Origin of the sequence: Glutamicibacter halophytocola (genome assembly GCF_001302565.1) — a bacterium.
Classification (GTDB): domain Bacteria; phylum Actinomycetota; class Actinomycetes; order Actinomycetales; family Micrococcaceae; genus Glutamicibacter; species Glutamicibacter halophytocola.
In genome coordinates this window covers 3,659,177-3,676,314 of sequence record NZ_CP012750.1, presented here as the reverse complement: position 1 = coordinate 3,676,314, position 17,138 = coordinate 3,659,177, and the positions used below count along the sequence as shown (strand labels likewise).

At 61.0% G+C, this 17,138-nt stretch carries 15 protein-coding genes; 2 read left to right on the top strand and 13 right to left on the bottom strand.

What is annotated here, in order from left to right; all coding sequences use genetic code 11:
• Positions 1-51: 51 nt before the first annotated feature.
• Positions 52-489 carry a DUF6069 family protein gene (locus AOZ07_RS16925; protein ID WP_060703055.1) on the top strand — a complete coding sequence of 146 codons (438 nt, stop codon included), beginning with the start codon at positions 52-54 and terminating at the stop codon, positions 487-489.
• Between the two features lie 73 nt (positions 490-562).
• On the opposite strand, the gene AOZ07_RS16920 is transcribed toward AOZ07_RS16925, so the two are convergent.
• The 4 genes from AOZ07_RS16920 to AOZ07_RS16905 all read right to left on the bottom strand — a co-directional run bounded on the left by AOZ07_RS16920 (position 563) and on the right by AOZ07_RS16905 (position 5,378).
• On the bottom strand, positions 563-2,224 hold the full coding sequence (locus tag AOZ07_RS16920; protein ID WP_098945524.1) for a glycoside hydrolase family 13 protein: 1,662 nt from the start codon (positions 2,222-2,224) through the stop codon (positions 563-565).
• A gap of 62 nt (positions 2,225-2,286) precedes the next feature.
• Positions 2,287-3,162, bottom strand: coding sequence for a carbohydrate ABC transporter permease (locus AOZ07_RS16915; protein ID WP_060703053.1), 876 nt, complete (start codon positions 3,160-3,162; stop codon positions 2,287-2,289).
• A complete protein-coding gene (locus AOZ07_RS16910; protein ID WP_060703052.1) occupies positions 3,159-4,085 on the bottom strand; it encodes a carbohydrate ABC transporter permease in 927 nt (308 codons plus the stop codon). Before AOZ07_RS16910 ends, AOZ07_RS16915 begins: the two co-directional genes overlap by 4 nt.
• A gap of 18 nt (positions 4,086-4,103) precedes the next feature.
• Positions 4,104-5,378 carry an ABC transporter substrate-binding protein gene (locus AOZ07_RS16905; protein ID WP_060703051.1) on the bottom strand — a complete coding sequence of 425 codons (1,275 nt, stop codon included), beginning with the start codon at positions 5,376-5,378 and terminating at the stop codon, positions 4,104-4,106.
• An 87-nt stretch (positions 5,379-5,465) separates the two neighbouring features.
• Here AOZ07_RS16905 and AOZ07_RS16900 point away from each other — a divergent pair, with 87 nt between their 5' ends.
• Positions 5,466-6,659, top strand: coding sequence for an ROK family transcriptional regulator (locus AOZ07_RS16900; RefSeq protein WP_186467986.1), 1,194 nt, complete (start codon positions 5,466-5,468; stop codon positions 6,657-6,659).
• A gap of 118 nt (positions 6,660-6,777) precedes the next feature.
• On the opposite strand, the gene AOZ07_RS16895 is transcribed toward AOZ07_RS16900, so the two are convergent.
• The 9 genes from AOZ07_RS16895 to AOZ07_RS16855 all read right to left on the bottom strand — a co-directional run bounded on the left by AOZ07_RS16895 (position 6,778) and on the right by AOZ07_RS16855 (position 17,131).
• A complete protein-coding gene (locus tag AOZ07_RS16895; RefSeq protein ID WP_060703049.1) occupies positions 6,778-7,920 on the bottom strand; it encodes a peptidase C39 family protein in 1,143 nt (380 codons plus the stop codon).
• Positions 7,921-7,970: 50 nt separating this feature from the next.
• The gene (locus AOZ07_RS16890; RefSeq protein WP_075972528.1) at positions 7,971-10,112 is read right to left on the bottom strand and encodes an iron ABC transporter permease; all 2,142 of its coding nucleotides are present in this window, start codon (positions 10,110-10,112) and stop codon (positions 7,971-7,973) included.
• 12 nt (positions 10,113-10,124) lie between these two features.
• Positions 10,125-11,192 carry an iron-siderophore ABC transporter substrate-binding protein gene (locus AOZ07_RS16885; protein ID WP_060703048.1) on the bottom strand — a complete coding sequence of 356 codons (1,068 nt, stop codon included), beginning with the start codon at positions 11,190-11,192 and terminating at the stop codon, positions 10,125-10,127.
• Between the two features lie 44 nt (positions 11,193-11,236).
• Positions 11,237-12,055, bottom strand: a complete 819-nt coding sequence (locus AOZ07_RS16880) for an ABC transporter ATP-binding protein (RefSeq protein ID WP_207758463.1) — start codon at positions 12,053-12,055, stop codon at positions 11,237-11,239.
• 129 nt (positions 12,056-12,184) lie between these two features.
• Positions 12,185-13,018: a helix-turn-helix domain-containing protein gene (locus AOZ07_RS16875; protein ID WP_060703046.1), complete on the bottom strand. Its 834-nt coding sequence runs from the start codon at positions 13,016-13,018 to the stop codon at positions 12,185-12,187.
• A gap of 54 nt (positions 13,019-13,072) precedes the next feature.
• A complete protein-coding gene (locus tag AOZ07_RS16870; RefSeq protein WP_060703045.1) occupies positions 13,073-13,558 on the bottom strand; it encodes a GNAT family N-acetyltransferase in 486 nt (161 codons plus the stop codon).
• A 222-nt stretch (positions 13,559-13,780) separates the two neighbouring features.
• On the bottom strand, positions 13,781-14,596 hold the full coding sequence (locus AOZ07_RS16865) for an HpcH/HpaI aldolase/citrate lyase family protein (RefSeq protein ID WP_060703044.1): 816 nt from the start codon (positions 14,594-14,596) through the stop codon (positions 13,781-13,783).
• Entirely contained in the window at positions 14,589-15,095 is a 507-nt protein-coding gene (locus AOZ07_RS16860) for a MaoC family dehydratase (protein WP_060703043.1), read from the bottom strand. The genes AOZ07_RS16865 and AOZ07_RS16860 overlap by 8 nt, the downstream gene beginning before the upstream one ends.
• Positions 15,092-17,131: an acetyl/propionyl/methylcrotonyl-CoA carboxylase subunit alpha gene (locus AOZ07_RS16855; RefSeq protein WP_060703042.1), complete on the bottom strand. Its 2,040-nt coding sequence runs from the start codon at positions 17,129-17,131 to the stop codon at positions 15,092-15,094. Before AOZ07_RS16855 ends, AOZ07_RS16860 begins: the two co-directional genes overlap by 4 nt.
• Positions 17,132-17,138: the final 7 nt, after the last annotated feature.

The following is a 17,138-nucleotide window of genomic DNA, read 5'->3' as shown; positions in this document are numbered from 1 at the left end:
GGTGTTCGAAATTAGAATTGATGAGGACTTTCAACAATTTTGAGGAACACTATGACTGCTCAGGGACAACCAAATAGCCCGTTCAACTTCATTCAGGTCGTCATCGCCGCACTGGGCGCCGGCTACCTCAACGTCATCATCTTTTTCATCGGCATCGCTTCGGGCGCCTCGATGAAGGTTGGCTCCAACCCTGAGAAGATTGTCGGCTTTGACCACATCCTGCAGTTCACCTGGCTTCCCTTGGTGGTGCTGGGCTTTGTGGTCTTCCTGATCGGACGAGCCAGCAAGGGCTTCGTCAAGGTCGCGCAGTGGATCGGGCTGGTTGTTGCCGTTCTTTCGGTGATTTCCCCGATCATGAATGCAGCCGATGTGGCTACCGGCCTGACCCTGAGCGTGATCCACGTGGTCACCGGCGCTGCCTGGTTCTTCGCCGTGCATTACGGCAACAAGAAGCTGCACGTTCCATCCAAGGACGTCGTCCTCGTCTAGGGGCTCTTGAGCTGAACACTTTGGCACCGCAGATATGCATCTGCGGTGCCAAAGTGTTTTCACCAGCTATTGCCTAGCTGCGGCGCAGCCATGCGGTCGTCGCCGAAGGCAAAAGGCCATCGGCATCCAGCGGCGCGCTGGAAAGCAGCAATGCGCCCTCGGGGAGCGCTTGCGGCTCTGCGCTGAAGTTGGTGATGCTGATCCAGCCGCTCGGGCGGCTGAAAGCGAGCACTCCCTCATTCGAGTCGAGCCATTGGAGGGACTCTTCGCTTTGCAGTTCCCGGCGCAGGCGCAGTGCCTCCCGGTAGAGCTCCAGCGTGCTTCCTTCCTTTCCGTCCTGGGCCGCGACACTCAACGGGCCGAAAGCCTGCGGCTGTGGCAGGTGCGGCGCGGCGTCGCCGAAGCCGAAAGAAACTCCGCCGGTTTCCCACGGGATCGGCACGCGGCATCCGTCGCGTCCCACTTCAACGCCCTTGTTCTTGAAGAAGGCGGGGTCCTGGCGCTGCTCGTCGGAGATTTCGCTGACCTCAGGCAGGCCCAGCTCTTCGCCCTGGTACAAGTAGGCGCAACCTGGCAAAGCCAGTTCCAGCAGCGTTGCGGCACGCGCGCGACGAAGGCCCAGTTCGACGTCCAGCTCCGATTGATCGGCACCATGCAGCAGCCATTTCTTGGCGTAGTCCGGATCCCCGGCCAGCGGCAGGCCATAGCGGGTGGCATGGCGCACGACGTCATGATTGGAGTAGACCCAGGTGGTCGAGGAGCCGGCGATGCCCGCCTGCTCGAGATTGAAGGAAATGATCTTCTTGAAGGCCGCCGCGTCGAAGTCTGCCTGCAGCAGGTCAAAATTGAAGGCTTGGCCCAGTCCGGTGGACCGCGCGTAGGCAGGACGGCGATCGGATTCGGTCCAGGCCTCGGCCACCGCAATGCGGGGAGGGTCGTACTCGTCAAAGACCTGGCGCCATTGCACATAGACATCATGGACTTCATCGCGGTCCCAGATGGGGTGGGTGCCATCCCATGGGTGGGCGTCGAGCTCCGCCTTGGTCGGCAAATTGGCCAGCGGGATGTCTTTGGTCAGGGCGTGGGCCACATCAACGCGGAAGCCGTCGACGCCACGGTCGGACCAGAAGCGCAGGGTCTTGAGGAAGTCTTCGCGCACCTCGTTGTTGGACCAGTTGAAATCCGGCTGTTCCTTGGCAAAGAGGTGCAGGTACCACTGGCCATCGCCGACTGGTTCCCAGGCAGGTCCCCCGAAGAGGGATTCCCAGTCGGCCGGAGGCAATTCGCCATTGGCTCCCGATCCGTCGCGGAAGATATAGCGGTCGCGCTCAGCCGAGCCCTTGGGAGCGGCCAGAGCGGCCTGGAACCATTCGTGGAGATTCGATGAGTGGTTGGGAACGATATCCACGATGACCTTGATGCCCGCTTCATGAAGCCGATCCGTCATCTGGTCGAAGTCTTCCAAGGTGCCCAGCCGCGGGTCCACATTGCGGTAGTCATCCACGTCGTATCCGCCGTCTGCCAGCGCGGAAGGGTAGAAAGGGGACAGCCAGACTGCATCGATGCCCAGATCCTTCAGGTAGCTGACCCGCGAGCTGATGCCCGCCAGGTCGCCGAGGCCATCGGCATTGGAATCGGCGAAGCTGCGAGGGTAGATCTGGTACACGGCAGCTTGGCGCCACCAGGTGGCGTCCTTGGATAGGCCGGTGCTGTGGGTGGTGTCTTGCAGGGTCACGGTGCTTCCTTTCGGTGGTGTTTCCAGCCTAGAAGTGGCCGGCTGAATCGGATAGTGCGGTTTCAGGATTTAACGGCGCCTTGGGTCAGTCCTGACATCACCCAGCGCTGGGTGAACAGGTAGGCAACTACGCTGGGGGCCATGGCCATCAGGTAGGAGGCAAAGGACACGTGGTAGTTATTCGAGAACTGGGTTTGGAACAGCTGCTGCACCACGGGCAGGGTCTGGTCCGCCTGTTCGGCGATGATCAGCGATGGCATCATGAAGTCGTTCCACGACGAGAGGAAAGCGAAGATTGCCACCGTGGCACTCATTGGAGCCAAGAGCGGGAAGATGATCCGCCAATAGGTCGTCCAGTTGCTGGCTCCGTCGATCCGCGCGCTTTCCTCCAGTTCTCCGGGCAGGCCCCGCAGGAAGGACGTGAAGAGCAGGACATTGAATGACAGCCCGAACATGACGTGCAGGATGGCAACACCTGCCGGATTATCCAGCCCGAAGAGCCCGGTGAGCTTGACCTGGGATAGCGCCAAGACCGGGAACGGGAGGAACATCGCTCCCAGGAGGTAGTAGAAGCTGAAGCGGTAGAAGCGCTTGCTCCAGTTGCGGTGGATCGCATAGGAAGCCATGGAAGCGACGAGTACCGCGCCAAGGACTGCTACGAGGGTAATCACCAGCGAGATGGTGAAGGCGCGCGGAAAGTTGACCAGGTCCCATGCCGCCGTGAATCCTTCAATCGAGAAGGGCTTTGGCAGCGAGAAGGCCTTGCCGTCCACGGCCTGCTTGGCTGATTTGAAAGCCATCGAGACGGTGACGAAGAGGGGTGCCAGAACCGCCAGCGCGCAGATCCCCAATATTCCAGTAGCCCACCAATTGGTGCGTTCCCGTCCGACACGCGAGCGGGAGCGCTTGTTGAGTCGTTGTTGCAAACTGAGGCTCATTTTGCTTGTCCCTTGTTGGTCAGGCGCAACTGCAAGAGCGCGATAATCAGCGAAATGATGAAGAAGACCGTGGCATTGGCCATCTGGTAGGCGTAGTCACCGCGCTCGAATCCGGTGAAAATGGTCATGGCAATGGACCGGGTTTTCACTCCCGGGCCGCCATTGGTCAGGCCGACAATAATGTCGTAGGCACCCAGGAAATTCTTGAAACCGATAATGATGTTGATCCCGATATAGCCAACCATCAGCGGAAGCGTGACATGCATGAGCTGTCCGAGAGCGCTGGCGCCGTCCAGGGATGAGGCTTCGTACAAGTCGTAGGGGATCGCCATGAGGCCTGCAATGTAGATCAGCATGGCCGAGGGGATGGCCTGCCAGGCGGTGACAATGACGATCGACAGCCAGGCGAGATCCGGGTTCGAGAGCAACGACGACTTGAGGACCTCTATGCCCAGATGCTCGCCCACGGTGGGCAAGGTGTTGGAGAACAAGAAGTTGAAAACATAGGCGATGACAATTCCTGAAATAACCATGGGCATCACAAAGATGGTTCGCAAAGCGACGCGTGCTCGGATCTGCGCTGTAAGCCCGACCGCCAGGAGGAATGCCAGCGCATTGGTCAGCACCACGGTCACCAAAGCGAAACCGATGGTGAAGCTGTAGGCGCCGATAATGGCGGGATCGGTAAACAGCGCGGCGTAATTGGCCAGGCCGATGATGTTGTAGTCCCCGAACCCCACCGAGTCGGTGAAGCTGAAGAAAATGCCCATGATCGCGGGAACGGAAATGGCGATCGTAAAACAGATCAGGGCAGGGACAAGGAACCCGAAATAGGTAGCATCGATTCGTTGCCGTTTCACGGGTTGGGCAGGGGCAGCGTGCTTTTTGCCGCTGCTGGACTTGGCTGGGGCGGTGAGTGTCATTGTTTCCTCCTGGGCTGGCTAGCTGCGTTGGGCCAGCCGGGCCCAGTCCGCGTCGAGGGTCGCTAGGGTTTGTTCCACGCTGCCGCCGGCGACCAGTCCCTGCATGTAGTTTTCGAAGGGGATGGTGCGCGGAATCGCGGTCGAGACGCCCTGGTAGAGGCGCCCGGCATCGATATACGGCTGCATCTGCTTCAGGCGCGGGTCTTTAGTCGGCGGCGAGTCGGAGCGAACTCCAAAACCGAGGGCTGATTCGTTGTAGGCATCTTGGATTTCGGGTTGGCAAAGGAAGGCCAGAAGTTCACGCGCTTCGGCCTGGTGGTCGGATTGTTCGGGGATCCATAGCGCCAAGTCGAGGTTGACCCTGATTTTCAGGTCGTCGGGGTCTTCGGTCATTGGCAAGGGGAAGGTGCCGATATTGGCATCGGGATTGGTCTTGGCGATTTCGGGCAGTGCCCATGGGCCTTGCAGGTACATGGCGGCCTGGCCATTTGCGAAGGCAAGGTTGCCATCGCCGTAGCCGCGATTGGCGGCATCCGGATTGGAGAACTTGGCCAGTTCTTGCATCGTGAGCAGCGGTTCGGCGAAGGCTTTTGAAAATGATGCGGCGGAGCCGGGCGTGAAGTCGGAACCGATTTCGCGCAGCTCGGCAAAATGCTGGTTGATGTCGATGGCCCCGCCCAAGGTGTAGTCAGCTAATCCCTGTGACACCGTCCACGCGTCCTTGAAGGTGGAGTAGATGGGCGTGATGCCCAGGTCCTCCAGTTCCCCGCAAAGCTCCAGCAGCTCGGAATATCGAGTCGGGATGGCAAGATCGTGCTTCTCGAAAATGTCCTTGTTGTAGAGCACTGCGGCGCCCATCATCGAATAGGGCAACACCGATGTCCGCCCAGGGTAGTCCGGGTAGAGATCCAGCAATTGCTTGATGAATGGTGCATTCATCTTCTGCTGCGGCAGATCAGAGAGATCCGAAAGCGCCCCGCGTTCCTGGAACCGCGCCATTTCAAAGTTGTAGTTGAGGCAGCCTAAATCCGGCGGATCGTTGCGGGCAAACGCTGCCGAGAGCCCGGCGGTGACTTCGTGGGTTGCGTTCACCGTTTTCTGGGACGCGTTGAACTGCGCCAGCAGATCCCTGAAGTAGGGAACCACTTCCGGCTTGGACTGGTTGAAGCGAAGGGTCACTAGGGTCTCGCTGCTGCTGCAACCGGTCATTGCCAGTGTTCCGGCCGCCATCATCGATGCAATGAACGACCGCCGTTTCAGGGGTCGAGACAAGGCACTTGATCCAAAGTTCATCGGCATCTCCAGTGGTGAAGTGAGGTGGAGCACTTTATTTTCGAAGTAAATTTAGCATCTAAATAAAGTGCCGTCTATACTTTGAACGTGAGTTCAGTGAAAAATTTTGATGCGCCGGGAACCCAGTCCGCAGAAAGCGCCAGCGCGTTGCGCCGCCTAAACACCCAGCGCGTTCTGGACGCCGCATGGGACCGCGAGGCCGTGACCGCCAGTGAACTCATTTCACTGACCGGTTTGACCCGTGCAACAGTTCTCAACCAGGCAAAAGAGCTGGTTGAATCCGGCTGGCTCACCGAGGCGAAGGACACCAGGGCTGCCGGAGCATATTCCAAGGGGCGACCGGCGCTGCGCTATGAACTGAACCGGACACATCGCTTCATTGCAGGGATCGACGCAGGCCAGCACCGCATCAGCCTGACGCTCAGCGATCTGCGGGGAACTGAGCAAACCCGTACCGCCGCAATTCTCGACCCGCTGGCCTCGGGGCGCCATCGAGTCGAAATTACCGAAAAGCTGCTGGCCGGCGTGCTGGCCGAATTCAAGGTGCACAAGCTCGCGGCCGTGGTGATCGGTGTTCCCGCGCCGGTTGACTCGAACGGTGCCTCTCCGGATGATGACAATGGCTTCTGGGCCAGCATGAACCCGGAGTGGAAAGCCGCGCTCGGCAAATACACGCACCTATTGAGGATTGAAAACGACGCGAATCTGGCCGCCATCGCCGAACTGGCAGACGGCACCGATGGTTCCTTTGCCTCATTGATGGTTGGCGAGCGCATCGGTGCCGGTGTGGTGGTCGACAACCACCTGCTGCGCGGGGCCAAAGGGCTGGCAGGGGAAATGCGATTCCTTGCGCATGTTGCCGGCGTTGGGGATGCCCACGGATTGGGCTACCTGGCTCGCGAACAAGCCAAGGCGGCCTTGTCCAAAGGTGCCAGCAGCAGCTTGGCCCTGCTGGACTCGGATACCTTGCGCGCGGAAGACGTATTCCATGCCGCTGCGCAAGACGACCAGCTGGCCCAGGAAATCCTGGAATCCCTGGGGGCCCGGCTGGCTCGGATCAGCGCCGTCATTTCCGGTTTTGCCGGGTTGGAGCGCGTGGTGCTCTCCGGCGCGATGGCAGAAATCCTTCAGCCGGTGGTTGCCATCGCCCAGCGCGAGCTCGCCCAGGAGCCGGCCCTGACCTGTGTCCAGCTGACCACGTCCACCTTGGGCGCCGAAGTGGCGATGCGAGGAGCAATCGACCTCGGCGTGCAGCTGGTGCGCACCGCGGCGCCTTTCTAGGGCACCAGCAAATGCGGAAGGGAGCAGACTGCCGTGTTCATCGCTGCCGGTGCGCCAGGCAAATCAGCAAGGCCTTTTGCATGGCACCTTTGGAATACCGAGGCGATGCCGTTGCAGCCTAAGCCGTGGATGATCGTATTCCCACTCCGGACTCCGGATCCCGGTTTCTGTCTGCGCACTGGGCCAGGACAAGAGCGGCCCGATATCTGCCATCTTCAAGCACAGACATGGCATCCAATTCCTGCAGCGTGATGGGCAGAGAAGTCGCATCGACCCAGCTTTCGGAGCTGCCATGATTCACCCACGAATCTTCCACAATCAGTACAGGGCTTTGTGCAGTGACTGCTATCCCGTGGCAGAGTATCCAATGCGGAACGTCGAATCCAAGCATCTTTTCCAGCGATACCAGCAGCAGCACCTGGGCGCCGTTGGCTACCGCATCACTGATCTGAGACATTTCCAGGCGTTTGGCGTGCATGGCTAGCCCCGCGGTTTCGGCGCGTAGCCGTGATTGCCGCTGGAGGATTCCGCGCCAATCACGTTCCGTCTGAGAATAATAGTCCACCATGACCGGCTGGTCGGTATCCAGCCACACTGAGACCAAGCTCTGTGGCCAGCGCTGGGTCAAGGCCAAGCCCAATTCAATCGGCTCGCAGGCCATGAAGTTGGTCGCCTGGCGCCACAGCGCCAGCTCCGCAATACGCAGCTTTTCAAGGGAGTCGATCTTGGAAGTTTCTTGGTGCGCAACGAGCGCCGCGACCGCTGCGCACGTGAAGTTCTCGCTTTGCTGGTAATGCGGGCTCTGGATGTATTGGACTGGATTGAGCCAATGGACGTAACCGGCCAGCGGTGCGGGGCAGGCAGTCTGCCCGGTGCGCCGGGGGGCGGGCAGACGCTGGAATCCGAGGTCCTCAGCCAAGGCAAATAGTTCGGGATATTCTGTCCACATCTCCCATTTGATGCAGGTCAGGCCTTGCTGCCGAGCATAATCGAGGACTCCCCGTATAACCTGTTCCCGGTGCGCTGCCGTACGCGCAAGCACGCTGGAAATTTTCACATAGGCACCGGCCGAACGGGCAGTAAGCAACGCACCGCCATTGACGGTACCGTCGGCTGCTTGAACGGTTAATACCCGCGCGGAAGACGCAGAAAGGCCACGTTTCCAGGCATCATCCAGAGGGCCTAGATGCTTCAGACGGTCTTCATGGCACGAGGTGGCGAAGTCTTGGACAATGACATCGGGCGCGGTGTGCTGGGACATGGATTCTTTCCTAGGCGATGCTGAACGTGGAGCCGATTTTCGGGCGAAACTTAACCGCGCGAGCGGTAGAGCAACCAGATGAAATAGGGGGTTCCAAGGAGGGACACGACCAGGCCCGCTGGAATTTGGGCCGGAGCAATGATGGTACGTCCCAGTGCGTCGGCCAGGGCGACAAGGAATGCTCCGAAGAGGATCGATACCGGAATCAGCCGGTGGTGCCGTGAGCCGACCAATGAACGGGCCAGGTGCGGAGCAACCAGTCCGACGAAACCGACAACGCCGATGGCCACGACGCTGAGTGCAGCCAGCACAGCTGCAAGGGCCAGGGCGACGAGCCGGGTCCGCGCAGTGGCGACCCCCAGCGTCGTGGGCAGATCCTCGTCAACGGCGAGCAGATCGAGGGTTCGGCTCATGAGCAGGACTATCGGAAGCGCAAGCAGGAGCATTATGGCCACCGGGATGACATCGGCGAATTCCCTGCCGTAGCTCGAACCGGAGAGCCAAGTGTAGATCCTCGGCGTTTCCCATGAATTGATGCTCAACAGCAAATAGGTGGTGAGCGCCGAGAGCGCATACCCCGTGCCGATGCCGATCAGCACAAACCTTTCAGGGGAGAAACCTCGCCGCCACGCTAGTGACGCGACGAGGGCGAAGGTCGCCAAGCCAGCAACCACCGCAAAAATCACCAACAAGGATCGGGAACCGCCAAAAACGGTGACGACAATGGCTGCGCCCAGGCCCGCTCCTGCGGTGATGCCCAGAATCCCGGGTTCTGCCAGTGGATTGCGTACCGTACCCTGCACCAGGCATCCCGCTAGTCCCAGGGCGGCTCCAGCGCACAACGCCGCCGTGGTTCGTGGCGCCCGTTCGGAGAAGGCCCTTTCGATCAGTGCCGGGGCGGCATCTTGGAGCCAGAGTGCCAAATCTCCCAGACGCAGCATGATGCTTCCCGATAGCAGTCCAAGCACCGCCACTACGATGAGCAGGGCGAGACCCAGTGCAAGGGCGAATGCGAAGCGCCAGCGGCTGCGCAATGCGCTGGCCACCTGCAGTCGGTTGCGGGCATGGGACGCTTCAGGAAGCCTGAGAGCGAGAATGACGATCAGCACTCCGCCCAACACCGCAGTGGGAACACCGGTTGGAATGGATGCCGCCCCCTGCGCGCCGAGCAGTGTCCGGAGCACCACATCGGCCAGCAGAATCAGCAGGGCGCCGATCAAGCCGGTGGCCGGGAGCAGAAAGAGCTGGCGGCGCAGCACCACGAGCCTGCGTGAAAGCAAACGGGCCAGGACCGGAGCGCCGAGCCCCACAAATGCAATGGGCCCGGCAAGTGAAACTGAAACACCGGTGAGGAGCACCGCGCATAGCAGAGTCAAGATGCGAGTGGAGCGAACTGGAACTCCTAGAACCATCGCATTGTCATCCCCGAGGGAGAGGACGTCTAGCCTGCGTGAGAGCAGGAGGCACATGGCCAAGGCCACCAGCATCACCGGCAGGCTGCGCAAAAACGCGTCCAGATTCAACTGAGCTAGCGAGCCCGAACCCCAGGCGTACAATCCTGTGGTGTTTTCCTTGAAGAGCAACAGGATCATGCCGCTGCCAGCTTCTAGCGCCATCGCAATCGCTGAACCAGCCAGGATTAGCCGCGTGGTGGCGCCCCCAGTGCTCCGGCCAGCAAGTGCCAGTACAGTTCCGGCAGCTAATAGGCCACCGGCAAAAGCCACTGCACTGGATACCAGGGTGGACAGGCTAAGTCCGAGGGCTGCCACAATGCACAGCGCGAAATAGGCGCCGGAAGTGACCGCTAGGGTATCCGGCGAGGCCAAGGGATTACGGGTGACTGATTGCAGCAATGAACCGGCAACGCCCAGGGCAAGTCCTACTGCGGCCCCTGCGCAAAGACGTGGCAGGCGGGAACCAGTGAAAATCTCAGAGGCCTGGACTCCTCCTACGCTGGTGCCGTCTCCGATCAAGGCCCGCAATAATTCAGAGAGTCCTATCCCGGAAGTGCCCTGAGTCAGATGCCACGCACCGACCATGAGCACTGCTGCAAGCAAAGTTGCCAGCACTCCTGCTCCGGCCGCGAGGTGAGTGCCGTTGGCCGGAACAGCCAATGGTTGCATCTCGCGAGCCGGGGCAGCGGGGTTCCCGGGGTGAACTGGTGGCTCTGCGGTTTTTTCAGCGGTGTTCATTGCAGCGGCGGACTACTTGGCTTCCGAGGCGGAAGTGAGTGCGTTGGCAAAAGCATCTACAGCTTGGCTCGTGGACTTTGGTCCACCGGCACCCCAGATGTTCGGGAACTGGAAGGTTCGCCCTTCCTTGACTGCGGTCAGGTTCTTCCAGATCTTGCTGGATTCAAGTTCGGTGCTCCAGCCGGTACCGGCATCAGCGGAGTAGAAAAGATTGGCTTCGCCGACACCGGCCAGGCCTTCTACGTCGGTCTGAGCCAGTCCGTACTCCTTGTTGACGCCACCTGAACCGAAGGACTTATTAACATCGTCGTTCCAAGCCGGAGTCAGTCCCAGCTCTTTGCCCAGTTCAGTGAACAGCGCCCCATCGGTATATGGCCGGATAGTGAGATTCGATCCTTCAACCCAACCGTCAAAGAACAGGAAGTCAGTTGTTTGAGGTTGCACATCTGCTACTTCCTGCTTCTTCTGGGCTAGATGGGCATCGAATTCTTCCAATACGGCCTCGGCGCGTTCGGTGCGGCCGGTGGCCTTCGCGACCTGGGAGAAGACGTTCTTCATGTTGCCAATGGGATCTGAAGAATCGTTGCCCTTCAGCGCCAGGACGGGGATATCTCCCTTGTCGAGCTGGGAGAGCACGGGGTCGTCCTCGCTGAATGCGTCCACAATGATCAAATCCGGGTTGAGCGCGTAGATGGAATCCAGGTCTGGCTCGCCACGCTCACCGACCGATTCAACGCCTTCGGGCAGTTTTTCAGCAGTGACATAGGTGTTGTAGCCTTCCGGGGAAGCGACACCCACAGGGTTCACGCATAAAGTCAGTGCATCTTCGATTTCCTGCCATTCAAGGACAACCACACGTTCGGCTGGTTTTTCAAGTTCCAGGGTTCGCCCTAGATCATCGGTCATTGACACCGGATCCGTGCTGGTCTTTGTTTTGTCCTCGGCGCAGCTGGCCGAAGCGACCGTGGTGCTTGGAGCGGCCGCCGGGCTTGAGGTATCGGTGACGCCACAGGCGGTTGCGGAGAGGAGCAGGGCGAGTCCCGCCAGGCTGGTGGCGGCGCTACGGGCGAGTGTAGGCATGAGTTTTCCTTGGTGTTTAGTGGGGTGAAAGGTGGAAGCGAGGATCAGCCGCGACGATGGCGGCTGACCGGTTCAACACGAAGCATTCCGCTAGCTGCATCGTTATGCACCTGGACGGCGATCTCATAGACCTCCGTGAGGTTTTCCGCGGTGAGAACTTCGCGAGGAGTTCCAGTGGCATAAACACGGCCGTGTTTCATCAGTACCAGGATGTCGGCGAGGGCCGCCGCCTGGTTGAGGTCATGTAGGACGATGCCAATGGCCAGCGCGCTATCCCGGGCGAGATCATGGACCAGGTCCAGGGTCTCGACTTGATATCTCAAGTCCAGATGGTTGATTGGCTCGTCCAGGAGCACCATGTTGGCTTGCTGGGCGAGGCACACGGCTAGCCAGACGCGTTGTAGTTCACCACCGGAGAGCTCACCCGCGGCTTTGCGAGACATGCTGGTGGTGCCGGTGAGGTCCATGGCTTCGGCGATAGCGGCGCGGTCTGCAATTGACAGCCCAGCGAAACCCCGCCGGTGCGGATGCCGGCCAAAAGCAACAATATCTGCCACGGATAATCCCTCCGGCGTGGCATGGGACTGGGCAAAGAGTGTGACTTCCTGGGCGAAGTCACGACCGCTCAGGGTACTGATTTCGCGGGGCTGGCCTTGGGGGCCGGTAAGCGTGATTGTCCCCGCGGAGTGCTCGTGCAATCTTGCCATGGAGCGTAGCAAGGTGGACTTGCCGCTGCCATTGGGGCCGATGAGCGCGGTGATTTCACCCGGGGATAACCTGATTGACGCGTTCTCGACAACAGTCTGCTTGCCGTAGCGCAGCACAACATTCTCTGCGTGCATGCTGCCTGTGGTCGCGCTCATGACAGCTGGCATGCGTGGTCAAAGGACAAAATACGTCCGTGGCGAGTATGGATTTTCACTTAGGTAAGTCTAAGTTAACTTAACAATGTCGGCAATCGATGATTCTCGACATTCAGTCAGGTTTTTCGGTCAAATATCCGCGTTGCCACTAGTGAATGCGCCAGGCGTGCATCCCATAATGCGCCGAAAAGCATCGATAAAAGTGCTCGGCTGAGCGTAGCCCAAAAGATCCGAGACGTCCTGAACACTCTCGCCGCTAGCCAGCAATTCCAAGGCGCGATGGATTTTCACCGCTTGGCGCCACTGAGCGAAAGACAGCCCCGTGGATTCCCGGAAGGCGCGTGTAATGGTGCGGGCGCTAATCCCGCTGTCTACAGCCCACTGATCAAGGGAACGCTGATCTGCGGGGTCTGCGAGCAACTGGTCGGCCATGGCGCTGATTCGTGGATCATCGGGCAGGCGCAGTGCAAATTCATTCTCTGAGGGTTTGAGCACGTCAAAAACGACCGATTCTGCCCTGGCTCTCGCCGCTTCATCCAGATTCTTCTGGGACAAATGCACCAATAGGGACTCCAGCAAAGGCTCCATCGTGATGACCGTTGGGTTCCTGAACGAAGCGGAAGATCGTTCGGGTGCGAAGAAGGCGCTAAAGAGCTTGATGCGCGCTGTCAGCCGCCCGCCGTGGAGCTTCCTGGCCGGAATCCAAAGGCCATACCCTTCGGAAACGGTAAAAATCTGTCCCTCGATCTGGGCGGTCAGTGTTCCCTCGCGTGCCCACAGCAGCTCATGGGCATCGTGTAAATGAGGTTCCCACTCCGTGGAAACGTCTATGGCGTGAGTCTCACTCAGAATCACAAAAGATGAAGTGGCACCGCTGGGCAAGGCGGATGCTTGCGCCAAGGCTGTGCCTGGCTCGCGAGGCCACGCGCCGAGTCCGAAAGCGGAGGCAGGAGGGTAGGTCATGCTAGCAGTATAGAAAGCGAACCAGCCTGGAGGGGCAACCCACGGGGTTGCTGCTCACTGCGAGCGCAAGTCCAATAGGTACTGGTCCAGTTCATCAGTGCCGTCTTTCAGAACAAATCCGCGGTTGGCCAGTAGGGTTGCGGACACCGTATTGCCCGGGGCGACGCCGGCACTCAGGGTTGTGGCGCCGAAGAGTCCAGGAACCATGGCCATGGCGCGATTGAGCATTTCCCCGCCAATGCCGTGTCCCCAGTGCGCCGGTGATACCCAGTACCCAATTTCGATACTGCTTTCCTGCCGAGTGGAAAAGATCAGGCCGACCGGTTGCTTGGCCATAGTGGCCACAAACCAACGCGATGTGCCGACTTGATTGAGATCCTGGTTCTGCAAGGCGGCCTCGACGCACGAGTCGATGTCCTGCTGATTCCAGGGCTGCCCAAAACCGATAAAGCGAACTACGCGTTCATCCGAAGCCAAGGTGGCAAAAAACTCTGCGTCGGCAGTGCGAAATAGGCGTACTTCCAGCGATGGCAGGGCCAATACGTGCTCGCTTTCAAGGGTGGGGAAACGACAATGATGCAATTGGCCAGGGGGACCGGTTGGTTGGACCCGGCCTCTGAACCGTGGGCGGCCACCACGATCTTGCTCGAGCTTTCGTTCACGAGGCGCGCACGGTCAGTTTAGCCGAGGACGCCGTGCCGCGTACCAGGTGGGATTCCGGAATTCTTCAGCGTTGCCGGCCTGCTGTCACGCCGCAATGCCCTAGGCCAAGTTGCCTGCGCGATCCAAGGTTGCACGGGCTTGGATGAGCAGGGGCTCATCCACCATTTTCCCGTCCAGGGAAAAGACCCCCGGGTGCAGTTCTGCCTCGGCAAGGATTCGCTTGGCCAATTGCACTTCGGCGGCGGTTGGCGCATAGGCCTGGCGGATGATCTGCATCTGGTTCGGGTGGATCGATGCTTTGGCAGCGAATCCCGAGGCCTTGGCATCCTGGGATTCCAGGAACAGTCCTTCGCTATCCGGGATATCCAGATACACCGAGTCGATGGCCGCCTTGCCCTGCGCGGCCGCGTGGATCAGCACCTGGGAACGGGCGAAGCTGGCCACCTGGCGGTAGCTGCCATCGTCATGGCGCGAGGAGGTCCCGCCCAGCGAGGCGACCAGATCCTCGGCACCCCACATCAAGGCCACCACATTCTCCGCCGCCGCAATCTGCGCCGCATGGGCAATGCCAGCGGCCGTTTCGCACAGTGCCACGACATCATAGTCCGCGAGCCGGGCTGGTTGTGCACCGGACTGGGCCTTGGGCAGCATCACGGTGGTGTAGCTGGTGTGCTGCAGCGCTTCGAGGTCTTTTGCGAAGTGCCCGGTATCCACGGGGTTCACGCGCACGATGGTGCGGGCAGGATCCAGGCAGCTTTCGCGCAGGGCAAGCCGGGCGGCCCCCTTGTTCTCCTGGGCAACGGCATCTTCGAGGTCGATGATCACCGCATCGGCGCGGCTGGCCGCCTTGGCATAGCGTTCGGGCCGGTCGGCGGGGCAGAACAGGATGGCCGGGCCCATCAGGAATTCACTCATCGTCCGCCGCCTTCTTGGAATCTTCATGGGCCTGTTTGGTCCACATCAGGCAGGTGCGCGTGGCGGTAGCGACGACCTCGCCGTGCTGGTTGCGCCCGGTGTGGGTCATCGAGGCCAGGCCCTGGCCGGGCCGGGATTTCGAGGGGCGCAGCTCGGTGATCTCGGTTTCGGTGTACAGGGTGTCGCCGTGGAACATCGGATGCGGGAAGCGCACCTCATTGATTCCCAGCTGGCCGATGATGGTGCCCTCGGTCAACTGCGCCACCGACTGGCCGATCATGGTGCTCAGCGTCAGCAGCGAATTCACCAGGGGCCTGCCAAAGGGCTGGGTGGCGGCCCAGGCGGCATCCAGGTGCAGCCCCTGGTTGTTCATGGTCATCGTGGTGAAGGCGATGTTATCCGCTTCGCTCAAGGTGCGCCCCGGCTTGTGGGCGTAGGTGGCGCCCAGGACCAGCTCGTCGAAATACAGCCCGCGCTGTTCGATCCTTTGCCCGCTCATGCCAAACGCTCCTTGTCCTCGGTGTGCAGTGGTTCCACGGTGGCGATGACCTGCTTGGCCTTGACGAGGTCACCGGCCTTCAACGCCGGCAGGCGCACGATTCCATCGGCCGGGGCCAGCAGCTGATGCTCCATCTTCATCGCTTCCACGATGGCCAGCAGCTGGCCGGCGGCTACCTGCTGGCCGTCGGCGGCCTGGACCGAGATGACGGTGCCGGGCATCGGTGAGAGCACCTCGGGGCGATAGCTGCCAGATTCCTTGGCGAGGCCCTCCAGCTGGCGCTCCAGCACCTCTTCGCGAGGCAGCGCGCGCAGCGACGCACTCCAGCCGCGATCGCTCAGCCACAGTGTGCCGTCGGCGTCCCAGGCGTGCTGGATTCCGCAGCGCACCCCGTTGATCTCAAGGCCCGAGCCGAGCTCCCGGATGACGTGCTCCCGGCCGCCGACGCTGACCTTGTTGCCCTCGGGCGTGACGAGCAGGGAGGTTGCGGCCTGGGTGTGCCCGGTGTCGAAGTGCCGGGTGATCGGGTGGTGGTGTTGAGCCCGCCAGCCATCGCGCAGGCCCCAGGGGCTGGTGCTGGCAGGCCGTCTCAGGTAGTCCAGATGCGCGGCCAGCGCCAGCTCGAGCGGGCCGGATTCGCGGAAGCTGAACTGCTCCATCTTGCGTTCGATCAGGTTCGTATCCAGTGCGCCGGCAATGACATCCTCGTCGGCCAGGAGCAAGCGCAGGTATTCGCAGTTGGTCAGCACGCCCAGCACGACGGTCTCGGCCAGCGCGCGGTCCAGGCGGGCCACAGCTTCGGCGCGATGCGTGCCCCAGGCGATCACCTTGGCGAGCATCGGATCGTAGTGGGCGCTGATTTCCAGCCCGTCGCGCAGCGAGCTGTCCACGCGCACGCCGGCCGGCTCGCGCACCTGCAGCACCGTGCCCGTCGAGGGCAGGAAGCCGGCGGCAGGGTCTTCGGCATACAGGCGCGCCTCGATGGCGTGTCCAACGAGGCCGACCTGGTCCTGGGTGAAGTCCAGCGGCTGCCCGGCGGCGATGCGCACCTGCCAATCCACCAGATCAAGCTTCTGCCCATTGACCCGCACCACTTCTTCGGTGACCGGGTGCTCCACCTGCAGGCGGGTATTCATTTCCATGAAGAAGAACTCGTCGGGGTTCTGGTCGCTGGCCAGGAACTCCACGGTGCCAGCCCCCACATATCCCACCGATTGCGCCGCCGCGATCGCGGCAGCTCCGATGCGTTCGCGGATCTGCGCCCCATGCTCCAGGTTCTCGAACAGCGGGGCGGGGGCTTCCTCGATGACCTTTTGGTGGCGGCGCTGCAGCGAGCACTCGCGCTCGCCGAGGTGCACCGTATTGCCGTGGGCGTCAGCCAGGATCTGCACTTCGATGTGCCGTGGATTGCGCACCAGCCGTTCAAGGAACAAGGTGTCGTCGCCAAAGGCATTGCGTGCGGTGCGCCGGGCACTGGCCAGCGCCTCGGGAAGCTGGGCTGCGGATTCGACGGCGAACATGCCCTTGCCGCCGCCACCGGCCGATGGCTTGATCAGCAGCGGGAAGCCGACCCCGGAGGCGGCCTGGATGAGCTGCTCATCGCTCAACGCGGGTTCCGCGATGCCGGGAACCACCGGAACCTGGTGGGAGAGCACATGGTTCTTGGAGCGGATCTTGTCGCCCATGAGGTTGATGGAGTTCACCGGAGGGCCGATGAAGGCAATCCCCGAAGCCTCCAGGGCGCGGGCGAAGTCCACGTTTTCGGACAGGAAGCCGTAGCCCGGGTGGACCGCCTGGGCGCCGCTGGCCTTGCACGCATTGATGACCGCGTTGATATCCAGGTAGCTCTCATTGGCTGGTGCTCCGCCAAGGCGGATGGCGGTATCGGCGTGGGCAACATGCAGCGCACCGGCATCGGCGTCGGAATAGACGGCCACCGAGCGAATGCCCAGGGCGCGCAGGGTGCGGATAATGCGCACCGCGATTTCACCGCGATTGGCGACCAGGACCGTATCAAAAAGGTTTGTGTTCATCATGATCTCC

Excerpts from the sequence above, each read along its gene's own strand:
- AOZ07_RS16925 (WP_060703055.1), top strand. The coding sequence starts at position 52 with ATGACTGCTCAGGGACAACCAAATAGCCCGTTCAACTTCATTCAGGTC.
- AOZ07_RS16915 (WP_060703053.1), bottom strand. The coding sequence starts at position 3,162 with ATGAGCCTCAGTTTGCAACAACGACTCAACAAGCGCTCCCGCTCGCGT.
- AOZ07_RS16910 (WP_060703052.1), bottom strand. The coding sequence starts at position 4,085 with ATGACACTCACCGCCCCAGCCAAGTCCAGCAGCGGCAAAAAGCACGCT.
- AOZ07_RS16905 (WP_060703051.1), bottom strand. The coding sequence starts at position 5,378 with ATGAACTTTGGATCAAGTGCCTTGTCTCGACCCCTGAAACGGCGGTCG.
- AOZ07_RS16895 (WP_060703049.1), bottom strand. The coding sequence starts at position 7,920 with ATGTCCCAGCACACCGCGCCCGATGTCATTGTCCAAGACTTCGCCACC.
- AOZ07_RS16890 (WP_075972528.1), bottom strand. The coding sequence starts at position 10,112 with ATGAACACCGCTGAAAAAACCGCAGAGCCACCAGTTCACCCCGGGAAC.
- AOZ07_RS16885 (WP_060703048.1), bottom strand. The coding sequence starts at position 11,192 with ATGCCTACACTCGCCCGTAGCGCCGCCACCAGCCTGGCGGGACTCGCC.
- AOZ07_RS16880 (WP_207758463.1), bottom strand. The coding sequence starts at position 12,055 with ATGAGCGCGACCACAGGCAGCATGCACGCAGAGAATGTTGTGCTGCGC.
- AOZ07_RS16875 (WP_060703046.1), bottom strand. The coding sequence starts at position 13,018 with ATGACCTACCCTCCTGCCTCCGCTTTCGGACTCGGCGCGTGGCCTCGC.
- AOZ07_RS16865 (WP_060703044.1), bottom strand. The coding sequence starts at position 14,596 with ATGAGTGAATTCCTGATGGGCCCGGCCATCCTGTTCTGCCCCGCCGAC.
- AOZ07_RS16860 (WP_060703043.1), bottom strand. The coding sequence starts at position 15,095 with ATGAGCGGGCAAAGGATCGAACAGCGCGGGCTGTATTTCGACGAGCTG.
- AOZ07_RS16855 (WP_060703042.1), bottom strand. The coding sequence starts at position 17,131 with ATGATGAACACAAACCTTTTTGATACGGTCCTGGTCGCCAATCGCGGT.